The sequence below is a fragment of the Streptomyces sp. NPDC007346 genome (assembly GCF_040703535.1).
Taxonomy (GTDB): domain Bacteria; phylum Actinomycetota; class Actinomycetes; order Streptomycetales; family Streptomycetaceae; genus Streptomyces.
The window spans coordinates 1-22,041 of record NZ_JBEYKR010000011.1; the positions used below are offsets into that span (position 1 = coordinate 1).

General features: G+C 70.8%; 19 protein-coding genes and 1 tRNA gene. 8 read left to right on the plus strand and 12 right to left on the minus strand.

All coding sequences use genetic code 11. The annotated features are described in order from the left end of the window. Positions 1-143: 143 nt before the first annotated feature. The 6 genes from pknB to AB0917_RS05695 form a co-directional block, all read right to left on the minus strand. Positions 144-2,129, minus strand: a complete 1,986-nt coding sequence (gene pknB, locus AB0917_RS05670) for a Stk1 family PASTA domain-containing Ser/Thr kinase (protein ID WP_366818182.1) — start codon at positions 2,127-2,129, stop codon at positions 144-146. A 172-nt stretch (positions 2,130-2,301) separates the two neighbouring features. Further along, a complete protein-coding gene (locus AB0917_RS05675; protein ID WP_366818183.1) occupies positions 2,302-3,759 on the minus strand; it encodes a penicillin-binding transpeptidase domain-containing protein in 1,458 nt (485 codons plus the stop codon). Continuing rightward, positions 3,756-5,165: an FtsW/RodA/SpoVE family cell cycle protein gene (locus AB0917_RS05680; protein ID WP_366818184.1), complete on the minus strand. Its 1,410-nt coding sequence runs from the start codon at positions 5,163-5,165 to the stop codon at positions 3,756-3,758. The genes AB0917_RS05675 and AB0917_RS05680 overlap by 4 nt, the downstream gene beginning before the upstream one ends. A 23-nt stretch (positions 5,166-5,188) precedes the next feature. After that, complete coding sequence (locus AB0917_RS05685; RefSeq protein WP_366818185.1) at positions 5,189-6,694, minus strand: Stp1/IreP family PP2C-type Ser/Thr phosphatase; 1,506 nt, start codon at positions 6,692-6,694, stop codon at positions 5,189-5,191. A gap of 135 nt (positions 6,695-6,829) precedes the next feature. Continuing rightward, positions 6,830-7,348: an FHA domain-containing protein gene (locus AB0917_RS05690; protein ID WP_366818186.1), complete on the minus strand. Its 519-nt coding sequence runs from the start codon at positions 7,346-7,348 to the stop codon at positions 6,830-6,832. Positions 7,349-7,358: 10 nt separating this feature from the next. Then, positions 7,359-8,216 carry a DUF3662 and FHA domain-containing protein gene (locus AB0917_RS05695; RefSeq protein ID WP_366818187.1) on the minus strand — a complete coding sequence of 286 codons (858 nt, stop codon included), beginning with the start codon at positions 8,214-8,216 and terminating at the stop codon, positions 7,359-7,361. 317 nt (positions 8,217-8,533) lie between these two features. Here AB0917_RS05695 and AB0917_RS05700 point away from each other — a divergent pair. From AB0917_RS05700 to AB0917_RS05720, 5 genes are all read left to right on the plus strand, one after another. Then, positions 8,534-8,616: transfer RNA gene (locus tag AB0917_RS05700), tRNA-Leu, on the plus strand. Between the two features lie 310 nt (positions 8,617-8,926). Continuing rightward, a complete protein-coding gene (locus AB0917_RS05705) occupies positions 8,927-9,748 on the plus strand; it encodes a ScbR family autoregulator-binding transcription factor (protein ID WP_366818188.1) in 822 nt (273 codons plus the stop codon). Between the two features lie 578 nt (positions 9,749-10,326). Then, entirely contained in the window at positions 10,327-11,739 is a 1,413-nt protein-coding gene (locus AB0917_RS05710; RefSeq protein WP_366818189.1) for a DUF2252 domain-containing protein, read from the plus strand. Positions 11,740-11,854: 115 nt separating this feature from the next. Further along, positions 11,855-12,787 carry a hypothetical protein gene (locus tag AB0917_RS05715; protein ID WP_366818190.1) on the plus strand — a complete coding sequence of 311 codons (933 nt, stop codon included), beginning with the start codon at positions 11,855-11,857 and terminating at the stop codon, positions 12,785-12,787. Between the two features lie 46 nt (positions 12,788-12,833). Further along, a complete protein-coding gene (locus AB0917_RS05720; protein ID WP_366818191.1) occupies positions 12,834-13,178 on the plus strand; it encodes a rhodanese-like domain-containing protein in 345 nt (114 codons plus the stop codon). A gap of 207 nt (positions 13,179-13,385) precedes the next feature. Here the strand turns inward: AB0917_RS05720 and AB0917_RS05725 are convergent, their stop codons facing one another. The 5 genes from AB0917_RS05725 to paaA are packed head-to-tail and all read right to left on the minus strand — an operon-like array spanning position 13,386 to position 17,030. Further along, positions 13,386-14,444, minus strand: a complete 1,059-nt coding sequence (locus AB0917_RS05725) for a 2Fe-2S iron-sulfur cluster-binding protein (protein WP_366818192.1) — start codon at positions 14,442-14,444, stop codon at positions 13,386-13,388. Beyond that, positions 14,445-14,942 (minus strand): 1,2-phenylacetyl-CoA epoxidase subunit PaaD, encoded by a 498-nt coding sequence (paaD, locus tag AB0917_RS05730; protein WP_366818193.1) that lies wholly within the window; start codon positions 14,940-14,942, stop codon positions 14,445-14,447. Further along, a complete protein-coding gene (gene paaC / locus AB0917_RS05735) occupies positions 14,936-15,685 on the minus strand; it encodes a 1,2-phenylacetyl-CoA epoxidase subunit PaaC (protein WP_366818194.1) in 750 nt (249 codons plus the stop codon). The genes paaD and paaC overlap by 7 nt, the downstream gene beginning before the upstream one ends. After that, entirely contained in the window at positions 15,682-15,972 is a 291-nt protein-coding gene (gene paaB / locus AB0917_RS05740) for a 1,2-phenylacetyl-CoA epoxidase subunit PaaB (RefSeq protein WP_366818195.1), read from the minus strand. Before paaB ends, paaC begins: the two co-directional genes overlap by 4 nt. Next, the gene (gene paaA / locus AB0917_RS05745; protein WP_366818196.1) at positions 15,969-17,030 is read right to left on the minus strand and encodes a 1,2-phenylacetyl-CoA epoxidase subunit PaaA; all 1,062 of its coding nucleotides are present in this window, start codon (positions 17,028-17,030) and stop codon (positions 15,969-15,971) included. Before paaA ends, paaB begins: the two co-directional genes overlap by 4 nt. 115 nt (positions 17,031-17,145) lie before the next feature. Between paaA and AB0917_RS05750 the strand changes: the two genes are divergently transcribed. Genes AB0917_RS05750 through AB0917_RS05760 form a run of 3 tightly spaced genes read left to right on the plus strand, consistent with a single transcriptional unit; the run spans position 17,146 to position 20,152 of the window. After that, entirely contained in the window at positions 17,146-18,033 is an 888-nt protein-coding gene (locus AB0917_RS05750; RefSeq protein WP_366818254.1) for a DUF5819 family protein, read from the plus strand. Beyond that, positions 18,030-19,439 (plus strand): HTTM domain-containing protein, encoded by a 1,410-nt coding sequence (locus AB0917_RS05755; protein ID WP_366818197.1) that lies wholly within the window; start codon positions 18,030-18,032, stop codon positions 19,437-19,439. Before AB0917_RS05750 ends, AB0917_RS05755 begins: the two co-directional genes overlap by 4 nt. A 44-nt stretch (positions 19,440-19,483) precedes the next feature. Continuing rightward, positions 19,484-20,152, plus strand: coding sequence for a TrmH family RNA methyltransferase (locus tag AB0917_RS05760; protein ID WP_366818255.1), 669 nt, complete (start codon positions 19,484-19,486; stop codon positions 20,150-20,152). Positions 20,153-20,246: 94 nt separating this feature from the next. Here the strand turns inward: AB0917_RS05760 and paaN are convergent, their stop codons facing one another. Then, complete coding sequence (paaN, locus tag AB0917_RS05765) at positions 20,247-21,947, minus strand: phenylacetic acid degradation protein PaaN (protein ID WP_366818198.1); 1,701 nt, start codon at positions 21,945-21,947, stop codon at positions 20,247-20,249. Between the last annotated feature and the right edge of the window lie 94 nt (positions 21,948-22,041).

The window sequence follows — 22,041 nt, forward strand, 5'->3', positions numbered from 1 at the left end:
CTGGGCGCGCCCCATCGCCGGCCTGCCGGTGGGCGAGCACGGCGCGGTGTTTCAGGGCCGGCTGGAAGACGAGCAGGGCAAGTTCAACCTGCGCACCTCCAGGTGGTGGGGGTTCCGGGGCCTACGCGGGTCGGCGGCCGCTGCTATCGGCCGTTGTTACCGCCGAAGAAATTTCCGTTACCGCCTTGCGCGGTGAAAAGCATGATGCTGCCGCCCTTGTCCATCTCGGAGCCAGGGGCGGGGTTGCTCGTCACCACCCTGGCGTCCGGGTTGTCGGCCGACCCCGGCCCCAGCTCGACGACCAGCCCCATGCCCTCCAGCTGCCCCCGGGCGTCCTGGTAGGACTTGCCCGAGAGGTCGGCGGGGACCGTGACCTTCTCCGGCTCCGGCGGCTCCGGCGGGCCCTTGGACACCTTGAGGACGATCTGCGCGTCCTTGGCGTGCTTTCCGGGCTCCGGGCTCTGCTCGACGACGACGTCCTTCGGCTCGTCCGAGTCGACATCGGACCGCGCGATGTTGGTGAAGCCGATGCCCCGCAGCTGCTGTTCCGCGGCCTCGAAGGTGCGGGTGCGCATGTCGGGCAGGTCCAGGGTCTCCTTCTTGGCGACCGTGATGGTCACCTCGGAGCCGTCCTCCGCCTCGGAGCCGCCCTCGGGCTTCTGCTCGATCACCGTGCCCTCGGTCTTCTCGGACTCGACCGCGTCCACGTTGACCGTGAACCCCTTGTCCTCCAGGGCCTTGCGCGCACCGTCCTCGGACTTCTCCAGGACATCGGGCACCTCGATCTTCGGTGCGCCGGAGGAGACCTTGACCGTGACGGTCCCGTTCTCCTCCATCGTGCCGTCCTTCGGGTCCTGCGAGCAGATCTTGCCCTTCTCCTGCTGCTCGCACGGCTCCTCGCCGCCGACCTTGAGGACGACCCCCGCGTTCCCGGCGAGTTGTTCCGCGTCCTTCACGGTGACGCCGACCAGGTTCGGCACGGAGACCTGGCCGTCGTTGCCGTTGTCGCTGAACACGGCCCGGCCGATCAGGATCGCGCCGACGAGCACCAGGATGCCCGCGACGACCAGCAGGATCGTCGAGGTGTTGCTCTTCTTCTGCTGCTGGCGCCGGCGGCCCGCGCGGTCGTCGTAGCCGTAACCGCCGTCGTCCGGGCTGACCGGCGGCAGCATCGACGTCTGCGCGTTGTTCGGGTCGGCGGGGTGCAGGGCGGTGGTGGGCTGGTCGGCGTTGTAGCCGTCGTAGCCCCCGTACCCCGCGGCCCCCATCGCCGCCGTCGCCGCGACCGGCCGGCCGTCGAGGCAGGCCTCGATGTCGGCCCGCATCTCGTCGGCGGACTGGTAGCGGTAGTCCGGGTCCTTGGTGAGCGCCTTCAGCACGATCGCGTCCATCTCGGGCGTGATCTCGGGGTCGAAGTTGCTCGGCGGCTGCGGCTCCTCGCGCACGTGCTGGTAGGCCACGGCGACGGGCGAGTCCCCGACGAACGGGGGCCGGACCGCGAGGAGCTCGTAGAGGAGACAGCCGGTGGAGTACAGGTCGGAGCGCGCGTCGACCTGCTCGCCCTTGGCCTGCTCCGGGGAGAGGTACTGGGCGGTGCCGATGACCGCGGCGGTCTGCGTCATGGTCATGCCGGAGTCACCCATGGCACGGGCGATGCCGAAGTCCATGACCTTGACCTGGCCGGTGCGCGTCAGCATCACGTTGGCCGGCTTGATGTCCCGGTGGACGATCTGGGCGCGGTGCGAGTATTCGAGCGCCTGGAGGATCCCGACCGTCATCTCCAGCGTGCGCTCGGGCAGCAGCCGGCGGCCGGAGTGCAGGAGCTCCCGCAGCGTCGAGCCGTCGACGTACTCCATCACGATGTACGGGATGGAGACCCCGTCGACGTAGTCCTCGCCGGTGTCGTAGACGGCGACGATCGCGGGGTGGTTGAGCGAGGCGGCCGACTGGGCCTCACGGCGGAACCGGGCCTGGAAGGACGGGTCACGGGCCAGGTCGGCCCGGAGCGTCTTCACAGCTACGGTGCGGCCGAGCCGGGTGTCGTGGGCGAGGTAGACCTCGGCCATGCCACCACGGCCGAGCACCGAGCCCAGCTCGTACCGGCCGCCGAGGCGACGCGGCTCTTCCATAACTGTTCCAGCCCTCTCCGTCAGTCCTGACCGCACCCGTGTGTGTGGTCCGGCGGTGCGCTGTTCGCGCATACGCTACCGGGCACGCGGTACGTGATCAGCCCGCACCCGTCAGCCGATATCCGACCGGTATCCGATGTCCGGAATGGGCGGGCGACCGCCGTGACGGGCCTCACTGCTTGCTGTCGATGACCGCCTTCATCACGTCGCGCGCGATCGGGGCGGCCAGTCCGCCACCGGAGATGTCGTCCCGGTTGGCGTTGCCGTCCTCGACCACGACGGCGACGGCGACCGGTGAGCCGTTGTCGGTCTTCGCATACGAGATGAACCAGGCGTAGGGCTTCTCGCTGTTGTTCAGACCGTGCTGGGCGGTACCGGTCTTGCCGCCCACTGTGACGCCGGGGATCTGTGCCCTGGTTCCCGTACCGTCCTTGACGACGGTCTCCATCATCTGCTGGACCTTCTGGGCGTTCTCCCCGGACAGCGCCCGGCTGAGCTCCTCGGGCTCGTGGGTGTAGATGTCGTCCAGGTTGGGCGCCTGTCGCTTGGCGACCATGTACGGCTGCATCAGCTTGCCGTCGTTGGCGATGGCGGAGGCGACCATGGCCATCTGGAGGGGAGTGGTCCGGTTGGACGCCTGGCCGATGCCGGCCATCGCGTTCTGCGGCTTGTTGTCCTCGGGGTAGATGCTCGCGTCGGCGCGGACGGGGGTGAAGACTTCCTTGTTGAAGCCGAACTTGTCCGCCTGCTCGATCATCTTCTCGTTGCCGAGGTCGTCGCTGACCTTCCCGAAGACGGAGTTGCACGACACCCGCAGGGCCTCGCGCAGCGACGCGTTCTCGCAGGGGATGTTGCCCTCGTTCTGCAGCGGCAGGTTGGTCTGCGGCAGCGTCCAGGGCAGCGGCGACTCCGTCTTGGCGTCGATGTCGTCGTAGAGCCCGTTCTCCAGGGCGGCGGCGGCGGTGACGACCTTGAAGGTGGAGCCGGGCGGGTAGGTCTCGCGCAATGCCCGGTTGAGCATCGGCTTGTCCTTGTCCTTCAGGAGCTTTTCCCGCGCCTCGGAGTCCTTGTTGGAGTTGCCCGCGAAGACCGAGGGGTCGTACGAGGGTGTGCTCGCGAGCGCCAGGATGGCGCCGGTCTGCGGGTCGAGGGCGACGACGGCGCCCTTCTTGTCCCCGAGCCCCTTGAACGCGGCCTTCTGCGCGGCGCCGTTGAGGGTGGTGACGACGTTGCCGCCCTGCTTCTTGTCACCGGTGAACATCGACAGGGTGCGGTTGAAGAAGAGCTGGTCGCTGTTGCCCGTGAGGATGCCGTCCTCGAGGTTCTCCAGCTGCGAGGAGTCGAAGGCCTGCGAGGAGTAGCCGGTCACGGGGGCCCACAGGGGCCCGTCCTTCCAGACCCGCTTGTACTTGAAGTCGCTGCCGTTGGTCTCGACGGACCCGGTGACGGCCTTGCCGTCGACGATGATGTTGCCGCGCTCGTGGGCGTAGCGCTCGATGCGGATGCGGCGGTTCTCGTCGCGGGTGTTGAGATCGTCGGCGCGTACGTACTGGAGGTAGTTGGTCCGCACCATCAGCGCCAGCATGAGGATGCCGCAGAAGATGGCGATCCGGCGCAGCGGCTTGTTCACGGTCGGACCACCTGGGTCATCTCGGCGTCGGTGGACGGTGAGGGGGCGGGAGCCGGCCGACGGGCGGTATCGCTGATGCGGATCAGGATGGCGATCAGCGCCCAGTTGGCGAGCACGGACGAACCACCGTAAGCGAGGAACGGCATGGTCATACCGCTGAGCGGGATGAGACCCATCACGCCGCCGGCGACCACGAAGATCTGGATCGCGAACGCTCCGGAGAGGCCGATGGCGAGCAGCTTGCCGAAGGGGTCGCGTGCGGCCAGTGAGGTACGGACGCCGCGCTCGATGATCAGGCCGTAGACCAGCAGGACCGCCATCATCCCGGCCAGCCCCAGCTCCTCGCCGACAGTGGAGAGGATGAAGTCGGCGTTGGCGGCGAACATGATCAGGTCGGAGTGGCCCTGTCCGAGCCCGGTGCCGAGCGTGCCACCCGAGGCGAAGGCCATGAGGGACTGGCCGAGCTGGTCGCTCTGGGCCCACGTCGCCTCGGAGAACGGGTCGAGCCAGGCGCTCACACGCTGCTGCACGTGCGACTCGAAGGAGGCCACACCGACCGCGCCGACCGCCGACATCAGCAGACCGAAGACGATCCAGCTGGTGCGTTCCGTGGCGACGTAGAGCATCACCACGAAGAGGCCGAAGAAGAGCAGCGAGGTGCCGAGGTCGGTCTCGAAGACCAGGATCAGGATCGACAGGGCCCAGATCGTGATGATCGGCCCGAGGTCACGTCCGCGCGGCAGGTACATCCCCATGAAGCGGCGGCTGGCCAGTGCCAGGGCATCGCGCTTCACCATGAGATAGCCGGAGAAGAAGATCGCGATGAGGATCTTGGCGAACTCGCCCGGCTGGATCGAGAAGGGGCCCAGGCTGATCCAGATCTTCGCGCCGTTCACGGCGGGGAAGAACATCGGGATGATCAGCAGGACCAGCGCGACCACCATGGAGATGTAGGTGTACCGCTGCAGGATGCGGTGGTCCTTGAGGATCATCAGCACCGCTACGAAGAAGGCGACACCGATCGCGGAGTACAGCAGCTGTTTGGGGGCGTCGGGGCTGTACGCCCCGTACAGGTACTCCGCCCGCTGGATCAGCCGGGGCGACTGGTCCAGCCGCCAGATCAGCACCAGGCCCAGCCCGTTGAGCAGGGTGGCCAGCGGCAGCAGCAGCGGGTCCGCGTACGGCGCGAACTTGCGCACCACGAGGTGCGCCACGCCGCCGAGGAGGATGAGCCCGGCTCCGTAGCCGAACATGCCCGACGGCAGCGAACCGTCCAGCGCGAGCCCGACGTTGGCGTAGGCGAACACCGAGATGGCGATGGCGAAAACCAGCATCATCAGCTCGGTGTTGCGGCGGCTCGGTGCGTCGATCGCGCCGATGGTGGTCGTGTTGGTGACAACGCTCATGGTGCTGAAGGCCCCCTACGGCTTTACTGCTTACCGCACTGCGGGACCAGCTTCTTCTCTTCCTCCGAGAGGCTGGGGCCGGGAGTGGGAGTCGCTGTGGTCGGCTTGGTCCCCGCGGTGGAGGACGTGGCGGAAGTCCTGGTGGCGGGGGCCCCGGCGGTGCCGCCGGCCTGGCCCTCGCCCGTACGGGCCCTGGTCTCGGCCTCGGCCGCGCGGCGCTCCGCGTCCTTCTTGCAGGCCGAGGCCTGCACGGCGAGTTCGTCGACCTTCTTGCGTGCGTCGGTGATGTTGCCCTCGGCGATCGTCGCCTCGACCTGCTTGCGCTGGTAGGGGGGCAGGTACTTCAGCTCGATCTCGGGGTGGTTCTTCTCGACCTTGGAGAGCGAGATCCAGGCGAGGTCCTGGCTGATGCCGCGGAACAGCGCCACGTTCTCGTTCTGCGCGCCGACGTAGAACTGGGTCTGCGTCCAGCGGTAGCCGCCGTAGAGACCGCCGCCGATCACGGCCAGGGTCAGCACGGTGAAGACGGAGCGCTTGAGCCATCTACGGCCGCCACGCGGCTTGGTGAGGTCGTCATCGGTGTAGGAGTCGTACGAGCCGTCCGGCATGGAGCCGTAACCGGAGTCACCGCTGCCGGGCGGGCCGAAGCCGCCCGAGGGGGGCGGGACGGGGCGGCCGAGACCGGCCGCACGCCCGGCGGGGGTCTGCATGGCCCCGCCGTCGCTCAGCTGGGCCGCCTGGTTCTCGGCGACCGCGCCGACGACGACCGGGGTGTCGTTGAGGCGGCCGGCCAGGGTGTCGTTGTTGTCGACGTCCAGGACGTCGGCCACGATGCAGGTGATGTTGTCGGGACCGCCGCCGCGCAGAGCGAGCTGGATGAGCTCCTGGATGGTCTCCTGCGGGCCCTGGTAGCTGGCCAGGGTCTCTTCCATCGTCTGGTGCGAGACCACGCCGGAGAGGCCGTCGGAGCAGATCAGGTAGCGGTCACCGGCGCGGACCTCGCGGATGGAGAGGTCCGGCTCGACGTGGTCGCCGCTGCCCAGCGCCCGCATCAGCAGGGAGCGCTGCGGGTGGGTGGTGGCCTCTTCCTCGGTGATCCGGCCCTCGTCGACGAGGCGCTGCACCCAGGTGTGGTCCTGGGTGATCTGGGTCAGGACGCCGTCGCGCAGCAGATACGCGCGGGAGTCGCCGACGTGCACCAGACCGAGCCGCTGGCCGGTCCAGAGCAGCGCGGTGAGCGTGGTGCCCATGCCCTCCAGCTGGGGGTCCTCCTCGACCATGACGCGCAGCTGGTCGTTGGCCTGCTGCACCGCCGTGGCCAGGGACGTCAGGATGTCCGAGCCCGGCACGTCGTCGTCGAGCTGGACGAGCGTGGAGATCACCTCGGAGCTGGCGACCTCACCGGCCGCCTGGCCGCCCATGCCGTCGGCGATGGCGAGCAGGCGTGGTCCGGCATAGCCGGAGTCCTCGTTCCCCTCCCGGATCATGCCCTTGTGCGATCCGGCGGCGAAGCGCAGGGACAGACTCATACGCACCTGCCCAGTCGACGCCGCGTCGGGGTACAGCCTGTCTCGAGCCACACTGCCCACCCTCCGGTCGGGAACCGGGCAGCGTCCGTCGTCCTGGCCGCCGCGGCTCGCTCGCTCCGCTCGCTCATTGTCGTACTACTTCCGCAGCTCGATGACGGTCTTGCCGATACGGATCGGCGCGCCCAGCGGAACGGGCGTCGGGGTGGTGAGCCGGGTCCGTTCCAGATACGTGCCGTTGGTGGACCCGAGATCCTCGACGATCCACTGCCCGTCCCGGTCCGGGTAGATCCTGGCATGCCTGCTGGACGCGTAGTCGTCGTCCAGCACGATCGTTGAATCGTGGGCCCTGCCCAGGGTGATGGTCTGGCCCTGGAGCGCGACCGTGGTGCCCGTGAGGGTGCCTTCGGACACGACCAGCTTTGTGGGTGCGCCGCGGCGCTGGCGGCCGGGCTGCTGGCGCTGCTGGGGCGGCGCCGCCTGTTGCGGTTGGCGGCCCTGTTGGGGGCGCGCGTCGGCGGCAGTGCGGCGTGAGCCGCGCTGCGTGACGCGCGTTCCGAACAGGTCGCTGCGGATGACCTGGACGGCCACGATGACGAACAGCCACAGAACGGCCAGGAAACCTAGCCGCATGACCGTCAGGGTCAGCTCTGACATTGCCCCCGCTTCACCCTTCGGCTTGCCGGTAAACGATGGTGGTGCTGCCCACGACGATCCGTGAGCCGTCGCGGAGCGTAGCGCGGGTTGTGTGCTGCCCGTCCACCACGATGCCGTTGGTGGACCCGAGATCCTGGATCGTCGAGGGCGTTCCGGTCCGGATCTCACAGTGCCGGCGCGATACGCCGGGGTCGTCGATCCGCACATCGGCGTCGGTGGATCGTCCCATCACCAACGTCGGGCGGGAAATCTGATGGCGGGTGCCGTTGATCTCGATCCAGCGCCGCACCTGGGTGTCCGGCAGTGCGCCGGGCCCGGCCGGCGGGCGCCGGTCGCTCGTGGGGGCCGCGGGCCGTACGCCGCCGGGCGGCGGGGCCGCGGGCATCGGCGGGGCCGCGGCCGGGGGGTAGCCGTAGCCACCGGGGGCCTGCGGGGGGGCGGGCCGGCCGGGGGCGGGCCGCTGGTGCTGATCGGGCTGGTCCAGCTGTGACGAACTCGACGCCAGGGTGCGGCTGCGCACGCGGTAGAGACCGGTGTCGAGGTCGTCCGCCTTCTCCAGGTGGACCTTGATCGGTCCCATGAAGGTGTAGCGCTGCTGCTTGGCGTAGTCGCGCACCAGGCCGGACAGCTCGTCGCCGAGCTGGCCCGAGTACGGGCTGAGCCGCTCGTAGTCGGGCGTGCTGAGCTCGACGATGAAGTCGTTGGGGACGACGGTCCGCTCGCGGTTCCAGATCGTCGCGTTGTTGTCGCACTCCCGCTGGAGGGCTCCCGCGATCTCCACCGGCTGCACCTCGGACTTGAAGACCTTGGCGAAGGTGCCGTTGACCAGCCCTTCGAGACGCTGCTCGAAACGCTTCATGACCCCCATGGGGCACCTCCTCCGGTGTCATCGTCCCTGTACTGCTTACTGATCGTATCCACGCGTCGGGAAATCGGCTGGTTCCCCTTCTCTGCCCTGTGGATGAGTGTCACCCCTCACACGGATCGTAGAGGTGGCCTCCTCACAGTGTCCCGCACACGCGGTGCTCTCTGGAGGAGTGGGTGTGACGGCTTCGCGTTCCCGATTCCCGTCCGGGAGCCGGTCGAACAACGGATGTGAATCCACCCTGTCCAGCGTGCTAATCTTCCGGATGTCGCCAGGCGCTCGCACCGAACACGGTGAGAGAGTCTGGAAACACCACTCTTGCGCGAGTGGCGGAACGGCAGACGCGCTGGCTTCAGGTGCCAGTGTCCTTAGGGACGTGGGGGTTCAAATCCCCCCTCGCGCACAACGGCAGTTGCTTGCAACTGTTGAAGCTCATGAGAGAACCCCCGCTTCGGAGAGATCCGGAGCGGGGGTTCTTCGTTGTTGGGTCGGCTGTTCCGCCGACGGACGGTGGGGTAAACAGGCAGGGCGGTCGGTATGGCCCGGCGGAGGCCGGGCGGCGGTGGACCTCTCCGGAGCGGTTGTCCGGAGCGGTTTCCGGACAGACCGATGGTCTGCGAGGCGGCGTACATGCATACGCTGGCTGCAGAGGCTGGATCGACGGCTGCTCGGCAGTGAAGGGCTGAGCGCACAGAACGTCCCGGAGGCAGGAAATGGCGAAGCAGGCTCGCGCGGTGCAGACGTGGCGGTCGATCGTGGATGCCGCGGCGAGTGTCTTCGACGACTACGGCTACGAGCGCGCGGCCATCTCGGAGATCCTGCGCCGCGCCAAGGTGACCAAGGGGGCGCTGTACTTCCACTTCGCGTCCAAGGAGGCCATCGCCCAGGCGATCATGGACGAGCAGACCTCCACGGTCGACTTCGCCCAGGACGGATCGCCGCTCCAGTCGCTGGTGGACGGCGGCCAGCAGTTCGCCTTCGCTCTGCGCCACAACGCGATGGCGCGTGCCGGGACCCGCCTCTCCATCGAAGGTGTCTTCCTCGGCGGCCCGCACCCGTGGGGTGACTGGATCGACGCGACGGCCCGGATGCTGGAGCTGGGCAAGGAGCGGGGCGAGGTGCTGCCCCATGTCGATCCGATGGTGTCGGCCAAGGTCATCGTGGCGTCGTTCACGGGTATCCAGCTGATATCGGAAGCCGACTCGGGGCGTGCCGATCTGCGTGAGCAGGTGGCCGAGATGTGGCGTCACCTCCTTCCGTCGATCGCCCACCCCGGTGTCATCGCCCACATCAAGCCTGAGGGCCGGGTGGACCTCGCGGCCCAGGCGCGTGAGAAGGCGGAGCAGGCGGAGCGGGAGGCCCGGGAGATCGCCGCCGCGGTGGAGGCGGCCCGTGGCTCCGCGGCAGCCGGCCCGCGGAACGGCGGAGGCGGCCAGCGTGGCGGTGGGGCGGGTCGCGGTACGCGGGACCAGCCCGAGGGGGAGGGTGCCGACGAACCTGCCGGGGCCGGTGCAACGGCGTGTGGACGGGTCTGACCGGAGGCTGTGACCGGTCGGGCTGGGCTCTGTCGGGCTGTGCCCGGTCGGACCGTGTTTCGACGGGCTGTGCTTCGTTTCACGTGAAACATCCCGGTTGATGGCGGGCGTATCGGCGCGGGAGGCCTCGGCGAGCGGGACCGGCTCGGCCACCGACGGCTGTGTGGGGGCACAGGTCGGCCCCGGAACGATGAAGCACCACCTCCCCGGCGGAGAACATGCTCGTGAGCGGCTTCTCCAGGTAGGTCAGTGGCTTCTCCAGGTAGTTCTGGACAAATTCCCAGGCCCTGAGCCTTCAGCCCTCGCGCGAGGTACCCGGAGCGTACGAGCCGCCGATGCCGGCGCCGTGATGGAACCGGCGCTCATGGAGTTCGGGCAGGGGCGGACACGTACCTCGCGGAGCCGGAACGGGTGCCGCCGCTGAGGTCCGGGAGCTGCTCCGAAGTTGTCCACAGGGGCGGGCGGTTGTGGGGGAACAGCGGTACGGTCGTGCTCGGTCGCTGGCGAACAGCACCGCTGACCGGGGCGGACGACCGGGCCGGTCGGAGAGCTGACGAGGGTGGGGGAGGCGACGCTCCATGGGCGTCATCGAAGGCATGGGCGTGGACGACCGTATTCCGGTGGTGCCCGGATTCGCCCGGCGCGGGGAGACGGGGTCATCGAGGGCGGCGGGCAAGGCGCTCCGCGGCCGGGTTCCGCGCTCCGCGCACGCTTCGCTGGTCCTGCCGTCGGGTCGTCCCGACGCGGTGCGGGCCGTCGAGGAGTCCAACCGGGGCCGGGTGCCGGGGCTGGCGCCGATCCGGGTGGGGCGGATGGCCGCCTCGCCCTTCGCCTTCCTGCGCGGCTCGGCCGGGCTGATGGCCCACGACCTGATGGGGACCCCGGTCACCGGGGTGGGCGCCCAGCTCTGCGGTGACGCCCATGCGGCCAACTTCGGTCTCTACGGCGACGCCCGGGGCAACCTGGTCATCGACCTCAACGACTTCGACGAGACCGCCTTCGGCCCCTGGGAGTGGGACCTCAAGCGGCTCGCCACCTCGCTGGTGCTGGCGGGCCGGGCCGCCGGGGCGGACGAGGAGACCTGCCGCAGGGGCGCCTACGACACCGTGGGCGCCTATCGGCGCACGATGCGGCTGCTGGCGCGGCTGCCCGCGCTCGACGCCTGGAACGCCATCGCGGACGAGGAGCTGGTCTCGCACACGGACGCCCGCGATCTGGTCGGCACCCTGGAGAAGGTCTCGGAGAAGGCCCGCAGGAACACCAGCGCCCGGTTCGCCGCCCGGTCCACGGAGGACTGCCTCGACGGCGGCCGGCGCTTCGTCGACGCCCTGCCGGTGCTGCGCCGGGTGCCGGACGCGGAGGCAGCGGCGGTGGCGGCGGGGCTCGGCGGCTATCTGTCCACGGTCTCCGAGGACCGGGTGCCGCTGCTGGCGCGGTACGCGATCCACGACGTGGCGTTCCGGGTGGTCGGCACCGGCAGTGTCGGGACCCGGTCGTACGTGGTGCTCCTGCTCGACCACCGGGGGGAGCCGCTGGTCCTCCAGGTGAAGGAGGCGCGTCCGTCGGCGCTGGCTCCCTATCTGCCGGCGGTCGGCTTCGAGGCGCCCCAGGAGGGCCACGAGGGCCGCCGGGTGGTGCTCGGCCAGAAGCGGATGCAGGTCGTCAGCGACATCCTGCTCGGCTGGACGGAGGTGGAGGGCAGGCCGTACCAGGTGCGCCAGTTCCGCAACCGTAAGGGCAGCGTGGACCCCGCCGCGCTCACCGTCGAACAGGTCGATGACTACGGCCGGATGACCGGCGCCCTGCTGGCCCGCGCGCACTCCCACAGCGCCGACCCCCGTCTGCTCGCGGGCTACTGCGGCAAGAACGACGAACTCGACGCGGCGGTGGCCGACTTCGCGGTGGCCTACGCCGACCGTACGGAGGCGGACCACGCGGAGCTGGAGCGGGCGATCAAGACGGGACGGGTGGCCGCCGAGCGCGGGATATGAGGGGGACGCGGGGCCGGGCGTCCGCGCTGCCGGGAGCCGGGTCGGGGGCTTGGTCCGGAGCCGGGCCGTGGGCCGTACGGTACGGGGCGTGCGGCCGTGGCCATACGCTGGACAGGTGACCCACGAAGCCGCCGGGGTGCCTCCCACCCGGAACGATGATGACCGGCAGGACAACGACCGGCCCGCCGAGCCGCAGAGCGTGCCGGAAGCGCAGGACGCCCCGGCCTCTGCGGCGGGGGAGGCCGGGCCCGCCGGAGACCCGCAGGACGCCGCGCCACGCCCCGAGGCGCGGCTGGCCAAGGCCGTGCAGGTCGCCGAGCAGGCGCTGATCGAGTTCGAGATCGCGGTGGAGACCTTCCGGGTGGAGGTCGAGAACTTCTCCCGGCTGCACCACCAGAAGCTCGGCCCGATGTACGCGCGCCTGGACGAGCTGGACGCGCAGATCGCCGAGGCGCGCGCCGCGAGGACCGGTGACCCCGAGGACCTGCGCAAGGCCAAGGAGGCGCGGGACATCGTCATGCCGATGCCCGGCGTCGACGAGCTCTTCCACGACTGGATGGACTCCGACGGCCTCTCCCCCGAGGCGTCCGCCATGCTCACCGAGCAGCCGGTGCGGCCCCCGAAGCGGGTCAGGCCGAGCGAGGAGGCCCGCAAGCTCTACCGTGAGCTGGCCCGCAAGGCCCACCCGGACCTGGCCCAGGACGAGCCGGAGCGCGAGCGCCGGGACGAGTTCATCACCCGGGTGAACGCCGCCTACGGGCGCGGTGACGTCGAGCTGCTCAAGGAGCTGGCGGCGGAGTGGGCCGCGGGCCCGGCCAAGCCGCTCGCCCCGCTCAGCGAGAGCGAGGAGCTCTACGCCCGTCTGGAGTGGCTCAGCAGGCGCAAGGAGCTGCTCACGGTCCTCGCCAAGGAGCTGGAGGAGAGCGCGATCGGCTCGATGCTCCGGATGGCCCCGGACGACCCGGACCAGTTGCTGGAGGACATCGGTGACCAGCTGCTGGGCGAGGTGTCCCGGCGTGAGGCCGAGCTGGCGGAGATGGTGCAGTAGCGTTCCCGGTGACCCTGCCGCGTACGTACGAGAGAAGGCATGACCCATGAATTTCGCCCCGCTGCCCTCGGTGGACGTCGCGGAGGTGCCGTCGGACGGCCTGGTTCTGGACGTCCGCGAGAACGACGAGTGGGCGGCCGGTCACGTCGAAGGTGCGCTGCACATTCCGATGAGCGACTTCGTGGGCCGGTTCGGTGAGCTGACGGAGGCCGCCGAGGACGGTCGGCGCGTGCATGTGATGTGCCGGGTCGGCGGCCGGTCGGCCCAGGTCACGCAGTACCTGGTCCAGCAGGGGATCGACGCCGTGAACATCGACGGCGGCATGCTCGCGTGGGACGGGGCCGGGCGCCCGATGGTCACGGACAACGAGGCCCCGGCCTTCGTCCTCTGACGTTCGCGTCCCCCTGCCCGGGGCCGGCAGGCGGGTGGGCGGCCCCGCAGGGCGCCCCGTGCCTCCTCGTGGGCCGCCGACACGGCTGTCTGCCGTTCCTCGGTGCAGGTGGAGTCCGCTGCCCCGGCCGCCTGTTGGCATCCCGTGACGGCCCGCCAGGCCGGAACGGGCTCCGTGTGACGGGAACAGTGCGCAAGGGCAACGGCGTCAGCGGTCGAAGTCCAGCTCCACCTCCGGGGTGAGCGGATGCGACTGGCAGGCCAGCACGAAGCCCGCCTCCGTCTCCTCCGGTTCCAGCGCGAAGTTCCGGTCCATCCGGACCTCCCCCGAGACGAGGAACGCCCGGCAGGTCCCGCACACCCCGCCCTTGCAGGCGTACGGAGCGTCCGAGCGGCTCCGCAACACCGTCTCCAGCAGCGACTCCGCGTCCTGGACGGGCCAGCTCCCCGAGCGGCCGTGCAGGGTGGCCGTCAGCGTGGCGTCGGAGGGCGCGGCGACCTTGACCACCGTGGTGTCGGACGGGCCGTCGTCGACGTGGAAGATCTCCTGGTGGACCCGGGCCCGGTCGACGCCCAGCCCGCGCAGGGCCTTCTCCGCCCCCCGTACGAGACCGAGCGGACCGCACAGGAACCAGCCGTCCACCTCCGCCACCGGGAGCACCGCCGGCAGCAGGGCGGTGAGCCGCTCGGTGTCCAGGCGGCCGGAGGGGAGCCCGGCCGACTGCTCCTCCCGCGAGAGCGCGGTGATCAGCTGGAAGCGGTCGGGATAGCGGTCCTTGAGGTCGGCCACCTCGTCCAGGAACATCGTGGAGGCCGCCGTGCGGTCGCCGCGGATCAGGCAGAACCGCGCCTTCTCCTCACGTGCCAGGAGAGTGGCCGCCATCGACAGCACCGGTGTGATCCCGCTTCCGCCGACCACCGCCGCGAAGAGACCCGGACGCGGCTCCAGCACGAAGCGGCCCATCGGAGGCATGGCCTCCACCTCGTCCCCCACGGACAGCTCCTTGAGGGCGTAGGTGGAGAACGCCCCGCCCTCGACCCCGCGGATGCCGACCCGGACCACCGGCTCGGCGGGCTGCTCGGTGGCCGGTGCGCAGATCGAGTACGAACGGCGGATCTCCTTGCCGTCCACGCTGAAGCGCACGTTCAGATGCTGGCCGGGGGTGTGGCGGAAGATCTCGCGCAGCTCGGCCGGCACGGAGAAGGTCACGGCCACCGCGTCGTCCGTGATCCGTTCGATCGCGCTGACCTGGAGCGGATGGAACATCTACAACTCCTTGAAGTGGTCGAACGGCTCGCGGCAGGCGACGCAGCGGCGCAGGGCCTTGCACGCGGTGGAGGAGAACCGGCTGAGCAGCTCCGTCTCCGTGGAGCCGCAGTGCGGGCAGCGCACCGAGAGCGTCAGGGGCACGGGGCCGCCGTCGGCGCTGTGGGCGCGCGGTGGCGCTATGCCGAACTCGGCGAGCTTGCGGCGCCCTTCGGCGCTGATGTCGTCGGTCGACCAGGCCGGTGCGAGCACCGTGACCACGGAGACCTCCGGCACGCCCCTCTCGTGCAGCACCCGCTCGATGTCGGCGGACATGGCCTCGATCGCCGGGCAGCCGGTGTACGTCGGGGTGAGCCGCACGGTCACCCGGCCCGGCCCCTCCACCTCCACGCCCCGCAGGACGCCGAGCTCGGCCAGGGTCAGCACCGGCAGCTCAGGGTCGGGCACGGAGCCGGCGAGGCTGCGCAGCTCCGCCTCCAGCGGGGTGTCGGTCACCATGACGCCCCCGGGTGGCTGCGGTGCAGGTGCTGCATCTCGGCGAGCATCCGGCCGAACGGCTCGGTGTGCAGGCCCTGCCTCCCCGCGCCCGCCGCCCAGGCCCCGGTCCGGGGACCGGTCGGGAGGGCCAGCGTGGCCCGCTCCACGGTGCCGGTGACGGCGGAGAGCCAGGTGCGCTCCAGCTCCTGCCAGTCGACACCGGAACCGGCGGCAGGGGCCGTGGGGGTGGCGAGAGGTGTGGTGGAGTCCAGCCCTTCGATGGGCTGGAACATCTCGCCGGTGAAGCGCCAGAGCGCCTCCAGTCCGGCCTGCATCCGCTCATGGCTCTCGGCGGTGCCGTCGCCGAGCCGCAGGACCCACTGCTCGGCGTGGTCGCGGTGGTAGGCGACCTCCTTGACGGCCTTGGCCGCGAGGTCCGCGAACTCACCGCCCCCGGCCGCCAGCCGCTCGTACAGCAGGTGCTGGTAGACGGAGAAGTAGAGCTGCCGGGCGATGGTGTGGGCGAAGTCCCCGTTGGGCTGCTCGACCAGCTGGAGGTTGCGGAAGGCCCGCTCCTCGCGGAGGTAGGCCAGTTCGTCCTCGTCGCCGACGAGCGAGAGCAGCACCCGGGCCTGCCCCAGCAGGTCCAGGGCGATGTTGGCGAGCGCCACCTCCTCCTCCAGGACGGGGGCGTGGCCCGCCCACTCACCCAGCCGGTGCGAGAGCACCAGCGCGTCGTCGCCGAGGGCGAGGGCCGCGCTCACAGGTGCTTCACCCCGTCCGGGATCTCGTAGAAGGTCGGGTGGCGGTAGGGCTTGTCGCCGGCCGGCTCGAAGAACGAGTCCTTCTCGTCGGGGGAGGAGGCGGTGATCTCGGTGGACGGGACCACCCAGAGCGAGACGCCTTCGGAGCGGCGGGTGTAGAGGTCGCGCGCGTTGCGCAGGGCCATCTCGGCGTCGGGGGCGTGGAGGCTGCCCGCGTGGGTGTGGGACAGCCCGCGCCGCGAGCGCACGAACACCTCCCACAGCGGCCAGTCGGTCGAGCTGCTCATGCCGTCTCCTCCGCGTGCTGGGCCTGCGGTGTCCGCTGTGCGGACGGGGTGGTGTGCTTGGCGGCGTACACGGCGGCCGCGTCCCGGACCCAGGCGCCCTCTTCGTGGGCCCTGCGCCGCTGGGTGATCCGCTGCTCGTTGCACGGGCCGTTGCCCTTGAGGACCTCCTGGAACTCCGTCCAGTCGATCGCGCCGAAGTCGTGCTGTCCGCGCTCCTCGTTCCACCGGATGCCGGGGTCCGGCAGGGTGAGGCCCAGCGCCTGGGCCTGGGGCACGCAGATGTCCACGAAGCGCTGCCGCAGCTCGTCGTTGGAGTGCCGCTTGATCTTCCAGGCCATCGACTGCTCGGAGTGGGCCGAGGCGTCGTCGGGCGGACCGAACATCATCAGGGACGGCCACCACCAGCGGTCCACCGCGTCCTGGGCCATCGCGTGCTGGGCCTCGGTGCCGCGGCTGAGGGCGAGCAGCAGCTCGTACCCCTGGCGCTGGTGGAAGGACTCCTCCTTGCAGATGCGGACCATCGCGCGGGCGTAGGGGCCGTAGGAGCAGCGGCAGAGCGGCACCTGGTTGGTGATGGCCGCGCCGTCCACCAGCCAGCCGATCGCGCCGACGTCGGCCCAGGTCAGGGTGGGGTAGTTGAAGATCGACGAATAGCGCTGGCGGCCGGCGTGGAGCTTGTCGAGCAGCTCCTCGCGGCTGGTGCCGAGCGTCTCGGCCGCGCTGTAGAGATACAGGCCGTGTCCGGCCTCGTCCTGGACCTTGGCCATCAGGATCGCCTTGCGGCGCAGCGAGGGCGCGCGGGTGATCCAGTTGGCCTCGGGCTGCATGCCGATGATCTCCGAGTGGGCGTGCTGGGCCATCTGGCGGACCAGCGTGGCGCGATACGCCTCGGGCATCCAGTCGCGCGGCTCGATGCGGTCGTCGGCCGCCACGGCCGCGTCGAAGGCCGCGAGGCGGGCCGTGTCCGCGGCGTCCCCGGCTGTGCCCGCCGCCGTCCGTGCCCCCTGTGTCGTGCCTGAGGTGCTCTGCGTCTTCTGGTCCGCAGTCACTGCCGCCATCCCGGGCTCCCTACCGACCGATCGTTCGGTTCATTGACTTCAATGGTCGGTCGGAGGCCCGTAGGGTGTCAACCCTGTGGATAACCGAGTGGTGATCGATGGTGAGCGGGGCGGGATGGATGCGGACCACGGCGGGAGCTCCGGCAGCGGGGATTCCGGCAGCGTGCACGAGGACGTCCGGCCCCAGGCCGTGAGCCACGCGCATCCCGGACAGGACACTCGGACACCGGCGCTGAATGCCCCGGCATCCGGGCCGAACGACCCGGCACCCGCCGGGCCGAACGACCCGGCACCCGCCGGGCCGGAGGCCCCGCCCCCCGTCCAGGGCCCTCCCGGGGCCGGCGTGGGCATAGGCGGCCTCTCGTTCGGCTACCAGGTCGTCGCCGCCCTGGCCCTCTCCCTCATCGGGCTCCTGGCCTGCGCACAGGTGGCCATGGTCTTCCTGCACGTCGCCCCGTCCAACACGCTGACCAAGCAGCACGGGAAGACCGTCGACGACTGGATCTACCCGGAGTTCGAGCAGAACTGGAAGCTCTTCGCCCCCAACCCGCTCCAGCAGAACATCCACGTCCACGTCCGCGCCGAGGTGGCCGGAGCCGACGGGCGCCGCACCACCGGGTGGATCAACCTCAGCCGCGAGGACGGCGACGCGATACGCGGCAACCTCTTCCCCAGCCATGTGAACCAGAACGAGCTCCGCCGGGGCTGGGACTTCTTCGTGAACTCGCACGACGACCAGAACCGCCCCAACGGTCTGCGCGGCGACCTCTCCGAGCGCTACATCCGGCGCATCGCGATGCTGCGGCTGAGCGAGCGCGACCTGGGCGGCACGGTCGAACGGATCCAGATAAGGTCGGCCACCAGCCTGGTCGCCCCGCCCTCGTGGTCCACGGAGAAGGCCAACACCCGGCCCAGCTACCGGGTCCTGTCCTGGTGGACCGTGACCCCCGACGACCTGCCCGCACCGCGTGACGCGGCGCGCGGCGAGGAGGGGGACAAGTGACCACCACCCCGCCCACCGCACCACCGGCCGGCCCGCCCGCGCCCGCTCCCGGCCCCGGCTCACCGGACCGGATCGCCGCCGCCGGCGTCTCCCTGGCCCGCGCCCTCCAGCGCATCACCGCATCGGCCCTCGGCCCGTACCAGAGCGCCGTCATCCGGATCGGGTTCGCCGCCACCTACCTGTTCTTCCTGGTGCGCGAGGTGCCGCACCGCCATGAGCTGTACGGCCCCGACAGCCCGTGGCACTGGGACCTGGCCCGGCAGCTCACGGCCGGGAACGAAGCCTTCTCCGTCCTGCTCTGGTCGGACAGCACGCTCTGGTTCGAGGCGGTGTACGCGCTCACCGTGCTGTCCGCCGCCGGTCTGCTCCTGGGGTGGCGCACCCGGGCCATGTCGGTCCTCTTCATGGTCGGCGTGCTCTCCGTACAGAACCGCAGCGTCTTCATGGGCGACGGCGGCGACAACGTCATCCACCTGATGGCGATCTACCTCGTGCTGACGCGCTGTGCCCAGGTCTGGTCGCTGGACGCCCGCCGCGCGGCCCGTGCCACGGAGCGCGCCGCGCTGGGCCTGCCGCCCCGGCGGGACACCGTCGGCCCGGTGCTCTGGGCGCTCCTCGGTCCGGCCCTGCTGGGCGCCACCCTGATGGACGGCCTCGGCGGGACCTGGTGGCTCCCGGTCCTGCTGTGGCTCCTCTGGCTCTCCGCCGCGGCCTGGTGGGCCGCGAACCGCTTCGAGCCCGCCGGACAGCCTCGCGCCCTGCTCGATGTGCTGGCCAACCTCGCCCACAACGCCACGCTCGTCGTGATCATGGTCGAGGTCTGCCTGATCTACGCGACCGCCGGCTGGTACAAGATCCAGGGCTCGCGCTGGCAGGACGGCACCGCGCTCTACTACCCGCTCAAGCTCGACTACTTCACCCCGTGGCCCGCCCTCTCGGACGTGCTCGCCTCCAGCGGGCTGATGGTCATGGTGCTGACGTATGCGACGGTCATCGTCCAGGTCGCGTTCCCGTTCACCCTGTTCAACCGGCGGCTCAAGAACGTCCTGCTCGTCATCATGATCGGCGAGCACGCCGGGATCGCCCTGCTGCTCGGGCTGCCGTTCTTCTCGATGGCGATGATCGCGGCGGACGCGGTGTTCCTGCCGACGGTCTTCCTCGTCTGGCTGGGCGGCCGGGCCGCGCTGGGCCGGCAGCGGCTGCTGGCGCGGCTGCCCCTGCCCGCCCGGTTCCGGCGGGGGAAGGAGGCGTCGGGCGCCCCGGGGATTCCCGGTGCGCGGCCGGCGCCCGACGCGGCCGGGCCGGGCGGCAAGGACGACGGCGGTACGGGCCGGGGCGGCGGCCACAGCGGTACGGGGGAGGCCCCGCCGCACGGTGGTGGCGGGGGCCATACGCTCGTCGGGTGAGCAGCGAGACCGGCAGCACCGGCAGCACCCCAGAGCCCGAGCCCGTGGACGTGGCCCCGGCCGAGCCCCTTCAGTACGACGACGGCTACGGCCAGGGGATCGGCGTCGGGCCGCACCCGCTGCCGTGGCCCGAGGGCGAGCGTTACGACCCGGAGCTGCTGGCCCACGGCGACCGGCGCAACGTCGGTGACGCCTACCGCTACTGGACGCGGGAGGCGATCGTCGCCGATCTCGACCTGCGGCGGCACGACTTCCATGTGGCCGTGGAGAACTGGGGCCACGACTTCAACATCGGCTCGGTGGTGCGGACCGCCAACGCCTTCCTCGCCAAGGAGATCCACATCGTGGGCCGACGGCGCTGGAACCGACGCGGCGCCATGGTCACCGACCGCTACCAGCATGTGCGCCACCACCCGGACACGGCGGACCTGACCGCGTGGGCGGCGGCCGAGGGGCTGCCGATCATCGGGATCGACAACCTCCCCGGCGCCGTACCGCTGGAGCGGACCGAGCTGCCGCGCCGGTGCGTGCTGCTGTTCGGGCAGGAGGGGCCGGGTCTCACCGAGGAGGCGCGGAACCACGCCTCGATGGTGTGCTCGATCGCCCAGTTCGGCTCGACCCGGTCCATCAACGCCGGGGCCGCGGCGGCCATCGCGATGCACGCCTGGGTGCAGCGCTACGCCGATGTCCCCGACCCGCGAGACGCCCTCTGACCAGGGCGTGTCCGGCGGATCAGGGCCGGAGCGGCAACGTAGCGAGGTGCCGTGCCAGGCGCCGCGGACCCGGTCAAGATCCGCCGGACACGAGCTAGGCCTGGCGGCGCACCTCCACCACGCGGAAGCGGTTGGCCACGAAGGCCGCGTCGCACAGGGCCGCGTTGGCCGCCGGGTTGCCGCCCGAGCCGTGGAAGTCGGAGAAGGCCGCCGTCTGGTTGACGTAGACCCCGCCGGTCAGGTTCAGCGAGAGCTGGGCCGACTCGTCCAGGCAGACGTCCTCGATCGCCTGCTCCACCTCGGCGGAGGTGGTGTAGGCGCCGACCGTCATCGCGCCCTTCTCGCGGATCGTGCGGCGGAGCAGCTCCAGGGCGGCGGACGTCGACTCCACCGCGACGGCGAAGGAGACCGGGCCGAAGCACTCCGAGAGGTACGCCGCGTCCTCGTCGGTCTTCGTCCCGTCGAGCTTGACGACGACCGGCGTGCGGACGACGGCGTCGGGGAAGTCGGCGTTGGCGACCGTACGTGAGGGCAGGGCCACCTCGCCCAGCTCACCGACCCCCTCCACGCGGGCCTTGACGTCCGGGTTGACCAGGGCGCCGAGCAGGGCCCCCGCGCGGGCGTCGTCGCCGAGGAGGCCGGTGACGGCCGCCGCGAGGTCGGCGACCACCTCGTCGTACGACTTGGCGCCGTCGTCCGTGGTGATGCCGTCCCGGGGGATCAGCAGGTTCTGCGGGGTGGTGCACATCTGGCCGCTGTAGAGCGAGAGGGAGAACGCCAGGTTGGAAAGCATGCCCCGGTAGTCGTCGGTGGAGTCGACGACGATCGTGTTGACGCCGGCCTTCTCCGTGTAGACCTGCGCCTGGCGGGCGTTGGCCTCCAGCCAGTCGCCGAAGGCGGTGGAGCCGGTGTAGTCGATGATCCGGACCTCGGGGCGGACCGCGAGGTCCTTGGCGATGCCCTCGCCCGGCCGCTCGGCGGCGAGCGCGACCAGGTTGGGGTCGAAGCCCGCCTCGGCCAGCACCTCACGGGCGATGCGGACGGTGAGCGCCAGCGGCAGCACGGCCCTGGGGTGCGGCTTCACCAGCACGGGGTTGCCGGTGGCGAGCGAGGCGAACAGGCCCGGGTAGCCGTTCCACGTGGGGAAGGTGTTGCAGCCGATGAGCAGCGAGATCCCGCGGCCGGTCGTGGTGAACGACTTGGTCAGCTTCAGCGGGTCGCGCTTGCCCTGCGGCTTGGACCAGTCGGCCGTATCCGGCGTGCGGACCTGCTCCTGATAGGCGTACGCGACGGCTTCCAGGCCACGGTCCTGCGCGTGCGGGCCGCCCGCCTGGAACGCCATCATGAAGGCCTGGCCGCTGGTGTGCATCACGGCGTGGGCCAGTTCGTGGGTGCGGGCGCTGATCCGCGCCAGGATCTCCAGACAGACCAGGGCCCGGGTCTCGGGGCCCGCCGCGCGCCAGGCGCCCGCGCCGGCCTTCATCGCCGGGAGCAGGACGTCCAGGTCGGCGTGCGGATACTCGACGCCGAGCTCCGGCCCGTAGGGCGAGGTCTCCTTGCCCGTCCAGCCGTCGGTGCCCGGCTGGCCGAGGTCGAGCCGGGTGTTCAGCACCGCGTCGAACGCGGCCTTGCCCTCGGCCGCCCCGAGGCTGCCCGGAGCGCCGCCCTCGCCGTACGCCTTCGGGTGCTCGGGATGCGGCGACCAGTACGCGCGGGTACCGATCGTGTCGAGGGCCTGGTCGAGCGTGGGCCGGTGGGTCTCGGACAGCTGCTGGGGGGTGAGCGCGGAGGCCATGGCGGACCAACTCCTCATCGAGCCGGGCGGGGACGTACGGACGGAGTTAGAGTAACCGAACGATCGGTCGGGACAAGGGGCCCCGGCGAACCTG